This is a genomic window from Paenibacillus sp. TAF43_2, from assembly GCF_052113545.1.
Taxonomy (GTDB): domain Bacteria; phylum Bacillota; class Bacilli; order Paenibacillales; family Paenibacillaceae; genus Pristimantibacillus.
The window spans coordinates 1-4,518 of sequence record NZ_JBFRDK010000295.1 but is presented as its reverse complement, the minus strand read 5'-3'; the positions used below and the strand labels follow the sequence as shown (position 1 = coordinate 4,518).

At 42.4% G+C, this 4,518-nt stretch carries 4 protein-coding genes; 2 read left to right on the top strand and 2 right to left on the bottom strand.

Features of this window, described 5'->3' with window-relative positions; genetic code table 11:
- Window positions 1–55 precede the first annotated feature (55 nt).
- Window positions 56–1,000 (bottom strand): serine hydrolase domain-containing protein, encoded by a 945-nt coding sequence (locus AB4Z17_RS32315; RefSeq protein ID WP_441964424.1) that lies wholly within the window; start codon window positions 998–1,000, stop codon window positions 56–58.
- A 17-nt stretch (window positions 1,001–1,017) separates the two neighbouring features.
- Window positions 1,018–2,421, bottom strand: coding sequence for an MDR family MFS transporter (locus AB4Z17_RS32310; RefSeq protein WP_441885825.1), 1,404 nt, complete (start codon window positions 2,419–2,421; stop codon window positions 1,018–1,020).
- A 549-nt stretch (window positions 2,422–2,970) separates the two neighbouring features.
- Here AB4Z17_RS32310 and AB4Z17_RS32305 point away from each other — a divergent pair.
- Both AB4Z17_RS32305 and AB4Z17_RS32300 read left to right on the top strand, forming a co-directional pair.
- Window positions 2,971–3,588, top strand: a complete 618-nt coding sequence (locus tag AB4Z17_RS32305; RefSeq protein WP_076269307.1) for a DedA family protein — start codon at window positions 2,971–2,973, stop codon at window positions 3,586–3,588.
- A gap of 282 nt (window positions 3,589–3,870) precedes the next feature.
- Window positions 3,871–4,518, top strand: a 648-nt coding sequence (locus AB4Z17_RS32300; protein WP_441964422.1) for a SulP family inorganic anion transporter, incomplete at its 3' end; no start/stop codon positions are given.

Below are 4,518 nucleotides of genomic sequence, written 5' to 3'. Positions count from 1 at the left end.
CTCCAAGCACGAAAAAATCGCGTTTGGAGCGGCTTTTGATTTATTCACATACCGTTTATTGTTTATTTGTTCCTAAACAAGACGGAATAATATGTTCAAATATAAGGCGTCTTGACCATATTGCCTCATTTCGTTTCGTTATTTGTTTTCGAACGACGATCACAAGCTCATGCTCTGGCGCGATGAGCAAATATTGACCGCCATGGCCAAAAGCAAAATAACAATCGCATTGGCCGTTGTGACTCTCCGGCGAGTACCACCAGTGATAGCCATAGCCGCCATAGATCGGCGGTTCATACTGCATCAATCCGCGATGATGGAGCTGCGTCGATTCTGCTATCCATGAAGCTGACAGCAGCTGCTCGTTGTCAAACTGTCCACTGCCTACAAATAAACTGCCTATCTTCGCAAGATCTCTGCCATACAGTTGAAGTCCGGTTCCGCCTTCATTAATACCTGCCCGTTCCATCCATCTCGCACTGCGAAAGCCAAGCGGACCAAACAAATAATCTTTGGCAAACGAAAGAGCAGGCATCCCAGTCGCTGAAGTCAATATCGCAGACAACAGATGGGATCCACCCGAGTTATAAGCAAAAGCTGTTCCAGGCTCAGAAATCAGCGGCTGATTGAATACGAATTTTATGGGATCTTTCGCTGCTTTCAAGGCTTTATATGGCTTGTCAAAGTCAGGCCAATCAAACCCAGGCGTCATGGTCAGCAAATGCTTGATTGAGATTTGGCTGAGCGCTTCGCTTATTTCCTGCGGATGGTCCAAATAATTCGTAATGGGCTCGTCCACACTCTTAAGAAAATGTTTATCAATCGCGATTCCAATCAACGCGGATAAGACGCTTTTTGTACAAGAATAGAGCGGACCGATTGAATCCTGTCCGCTCTCATACCATTCGCCAAGCAGCTTTTGTCCTTGAAGCACGATAACAGATTTCATTTTCCATTCGGTTAACAGGTTGTTACTTGCTTCCAAATCTACAGGATTCATCTGTTTAATCGACCTTTCTAAGAAGCATTTCTTTGCTGCTGTTCAGGCTGCTTAATCTTAGGCATGCCAATGGATACAAATACAACAAAAACAGATAATACCGCTACCCATATAAATATCGTATGCAAGCTTCCTGCAAGAACCGTTGCTTCAATTCGATCAGCTTGACCGGTATGAAGCAGCAAACCAAACACAGTAATCCCAATTGTCTGGCCGAGTGTACGAATGAAATTGTTGCTGGCCACAGCAGATCCACGAAGCTCCCAGCCGACAGCTGAAGATACAGCTACCGTTATGGATGTAAGAGAAAGGCCAAACGAAAGTCCTGCCAAAAACGTATAAATGATAAATAATACAATGGATGTAGAAGCTGTCATAAAAGCGAAACCAATGCTGCTGACGAACAAGAAGCAAGAGCCCGCGACACTAATGAAGCGCAATCCTTTTTTGGCTATCCAGTTTCCTGCTAATATTGAGCCCAGCGGCCATGCTACGGATAGTGGAATCATGGCAAGTCCAGAATAGGTAGCCGGTTTGCCGTATACGCCTTGTATCCATAAAGGCAAATAAAATATTATGACGACATTGATCACACACAATAAGAAACTGCTAAGATTCGCCATGCTAATAATCGGATTCCGAAATAGCTGGAATGGAATGATCGGTTCTGGAGAACGTTTTTCGATACGAGCAAAAATGACGAAAAATAGTACTGCTATACCGAATAATACGCTAATCGTTAGTTTTCCGCCGTTGCCACCATCGGCATCGCGAATTAGCGTCATCGCATACAAGAAGCTGAACATAGCGATCGTAAAGGTAATGATGCCAGGATAATCGATATGTCTCTTTTTCTTCTCCAATGTCTCCCGCAGTGAAGTGGAGAGCAAATAAATAGCAACGATTCCAAACGGCAAATTCATATAGAAGATGGCCCGCCAGGATATGTAATCGACCAACAGACCGCCAAACAATGGGCCTGAAATACCCGCTATTCCCCATATGCTTGACATCCAGCCCTGTACCTTCGCACGCTGTTCATAGGGATATAAATCACCAATGATCGTATAAGGTATCGTCGTGAGCGCACCTGCTCCGAGTCCTTGCAAAGCACGAAACATAATAAGCTGATTCATTGATTGCGCTACACCAGATAGCATGGAGCCGGCAAGAAAAATCAATGCCCCGATAATAAAAATTTTCTTTCGACCGTAAAGATCAGATAGTTTGCCGTAAACAGGCGTAGTAATAACAGTTGCGAGCAAATAGATCGAAATAATCCAGCTGTACTGCTGGATTCCTTGAAGTTCTCCCGTAATGCTAGGCATGGCTGTACTAACGATCGTCCCCTCGATGGCAGCAAGAAATGTGGCGACGAATAATGCAATGGTTACTTTTTTCCGAGTCTGATTAGCGTTCATTGTTCATCCTTTCTGTGAATAACATTATAAATAAAAAAGTATTCACACGACCTTTCTATTATGGTCGCTCGAAGCATGAAATATCAACGTATTTATTTCAATCAAGACGTTCGCGATAAACGAATCTCCTTCTTTTGCATGCATAATTTAGTACAAACCCGCAATATATATTGTGATCGATCAACTTCAGCTGTACGCCAAAATTCATGATCGCCAAAAAGCTGACATAAAGCCTGTTCAGCTGTTTTATATGAAGCATGTTCTTCTATTAAGATTGTGACGCATACCGTAAAACATAGCGATTCATATCGCCGTAACGCATCCACCTTTTTTTGGAAATCCAGCATGAGAATAGTCGCCCCTTCATACACATAAAACCTATTCCCTATTGTAACTGTTCCTGAAAAGCAATTAGTTACGAAATGGTTAAATTTGAATCCTTTCCTCTCACCAATCGTATGTATGGTATCCTTTCGGATTCGGATATGTTAACATGTTTGAAGTGGAATAATAAAAATTCTATTTTTTGGTAGGTTAGGATGTTGCCGAGTGTATGATTTATTATTGAACATAATAGATGATTTTGGTTATTTCGCTTTATTCCTCGTTTTATGTCTCGGCTTAATCGGATTGCCTATACCTAATGAAGCAGTCGTGATGACTGGCGGAGCCTTAGCGGAATCCGGTGTGTTATCGCCAATACCCGCTTTTATTATGACATGTCTTGGTATTTGCTCCGCGATGACCTTTGGATACAGCATCGGTAGATTTGCAGGAAGCAAGTTGTCCAACTGGTTCAGCCAGAAGAAAAACATAAGTAAATTTGTCGCTAAATCCGAACAGTTAAGTGAAAAGTACGGCGGCTACGCCATCAGCCTTAGCCTTTGCCTTCCTTTTTTAAGACATGTCACGCCTTATGTTATGGGGATGAATCGCATGCCTTACAAAAGATTCGCAATCTTCGCTTACCCATCCGCATTTGTATGGACACTCATCTACTTTATTATCGGTACGTTCGTAGGAGATCAAGTACAAGACCTCTCTGATCATATTTACAAATACTTAATATGGGTCATTTATGCCATCATTGTCATCGTTGTTGGTTTTATCATTTATAAATATTATAAAAGCAAACAACAAAAGGATCATATCGAACGGCCAATGTAGCCGTTAGTGATTTAAGAACCATCGCAAGCCGCGGTGGTTCTTTTCTATTCCTAGCTTAATGCCTGAAAATTAGATATTGCAAGATAACTGGCGAATTCACTGGATGTAATCGCTTTCTCAAGACATTGAGTCCCGTTGTTTTCACTTTATTTGTTGTATAATAACGAACAGTGTGCAACGGCCCCGACTTTTCTGCGAGAGGAAAGTCAATCAATGTCCTTGTTATGTTCTTGGTGTCAGTAAAATTAGACAAATGACTGCAATTTGGGAGGTTTATTTGCTTTGCTTGAACAACTAAAAAAATCATGGTTTTCAAATGTACGTGGTGATATTTTGGCGGGCATTACAGTGGCGTTGGCGCTCATACCGGAGTCTATCTCTTTTTCTTTAATGGTAGGTGTTGGGCCAATGGTTGGATTGTACGCCTCCTTCTGCATCGCTGTCATTATTTCCATTGTTGGCGGCAGGCCCGGAATGATTTCCGCTGCGACAGGAGCGATGGCGTTACTGATGGTCTCTCTAGTTAAAGATCATGGCATCGAGTATTTGTTCGCTGCTACAATTTTGGCGGGTGTATTGCAGTATATTATGGGCGTGCTCAAGCTAGGGCAGCTTATTCAATTCATTCCGCAATCCGTCATGCTCGGCTTTGTCAATGCATTAGGCATCCTCATCTTCACTACCCAGCTTGTTCATTTTGTGGGTGCTACTTGGATTATGTATGCTCTTGTTGCATTAACATTAGTCATTATCTATACACTGCCTAAATTCACAAAGGTTATACCTTCACCGCTGGCGGCAATCATTATCGTTTCCATTGTAGCCGTTGCCATTGGCGCGGATCTCAAAACCGTTGGCGACAGAGGTTTAATCGAAAGTACATTGCCGCTGTTCCATATTCCGGATACGTTATTTTCGCTTCATACGTTG